General features: G+C 59.6%; 2 protein-coding genes. Both read left to right on the top strand.

Annotated features, from left to right (window positions below):
* Positions 1 to 1,177 (top strand): fimbria/pilus outer membrane usher protein (locus B3797_RS14625; RefSeq protein ID WP_311791452.1); only part of this gene is annotated, 1,177 nt, incomplete at its 5' end.
* Positions 1,174 to 1,558, top strand: a 385-nt coding sequence (locus tag B3797_RS14630) for a hypothetical protein (protein WP_311791453.1), incomplete at its 3' end; no start/stop codon positions are given. The genes B3797_RS14625 and B3797_RS14630, both read left to right, overlap by 4 nt.

Below are 1,558 nucleotides of genomic sequence, written 5' to 3' on the forward strand. Positions count from 1 at the left end.
GGAGAATGCAGGAAAAAAGCAGGGGCTTAATCATCAGGCCGGGCTGATGTATCCCGTGACGCAGCGACTCTCGCTGACCGCCTCAATGAATACCCGCAGCCGTAACTATGTTGATACCAGCAGCTCCTGGTCCTCTCATAAAACCGCCGCAGAAACCGGTCACATTAAATCGCAATATGCGGCAGGTGTGAGTTACAGCCATGACTGGCTGGGCGTGATTTCGTTTACCGGCAGTCAGGCCCGTAGCTGGCAAGGCGGCGATATGCTGGGCTATACGCAGGCCTGGGGGCGCGCCTTTGGCAGGGTCAACGTTAACCTGGGCGTACAGAAAAACCGGCTGACAAGCGATCGGCGGCATTATGATAATCGTTACGCTTATCTCAACTTTTCTCTGCCGCTGGGCGAGAACCGCAGCCTGCGCAGCTGGATTAGCCGCAATGACGGGAGATCGCAGGGCGGCATCGGCTACGACCAAAGCCTGAGCGATAAATTCGCATGGAGCCTGTCGAGCGAGAAAAATCAGCGCGACGATCCTTCGCTGGCTGGATCGGCCAGCTGGACCAGTAAATATACCCAGCTAAGCGGTGGCGCGTCGCGCAGCGATACCAGCACCAGCTTTAATGCTGGCGCGCGCGGCGGCGCGGTGCTGCATAGCGAAGGGCTGACCTTCACGCCGCGCAGCGTGGGCGATACGTTTAGCGTTATTTCACTCAACAATGCGCTGCCGGACGTCGAGATGCGGACGCCAGCCGGTGCTGTGTGGAGCGACCGCAGCGGCTATGCCATTTCCTCATGGATGCCCTGGCAGAAGAATACGGTGAACATCAACCTGAAAAGCCTGCCGAAAAATGTTCAGGTTCCAGGCGGCATTATTGATGTCTTGCCCTACCGGGGCGCCGTCGTGCCGGTGACGCTCCCCGCTTTCACAGTGCGTCGCGCGCTGTTGAACTTTCCTGCTAATGAAAAGCCCGCGCCGGGCAGCGCCGTGAAAAATGCCAAAGGGGTGCTGCTGGCATTTGTTAACGAAGACGGCACGATCTTTTTCGACGACCTGCCGAACGGCGCGCTTTACGCGCAGCGGCCAGACGGCAAGCGTTGCGTTATCACGTTGGCTTCGCCGTGGGCTGCGGCTCCTGGCGCCCTGTATGCTTCCCTTTCTGCGAGATGTGTAACGTGAAACAGCCTCTACTCCTTTCCCTGACGCTGGCGGCTGGGGTGCTTGCCGCTGCCGAAGCCAGCGCAGCGTGCCAGCTCCAGCTCAGCGACGCGCAGATTGTTTATGCTCCGGTTACCCGTGGCGAACTGCTGGCAAAGCCGGGTAACCGGCTCTCCGACAGCGAGCTGCGCGTGGGAGAACCGCGCGATCTGGATATTCTTATGACCTGCGATCGGCCTGCCCGGCTGACGCTGCAGTTTAACGGGCCAGCAAAAGAGAGCAGCAGTTACCGCTTTGGTGCCTCGGGCCGGGCGACGCTGCGGCTGCACGATCTCTTTATCGACGATCGCCAGGCGACAATCGACGACGGAGGCAAAGAGGCGAGCGAAATGGCCTTTACGC

The sequence above is a fragment of the Pantoea sp. UBA5923 genome (assembly GCF_002431095.1).
GTDB lineage: Bacteria > Pseudomonadota > Gammaproteobacteria > Enterobacterales > Enterobacteriaceae > Pantoea > Pantoea piersonii.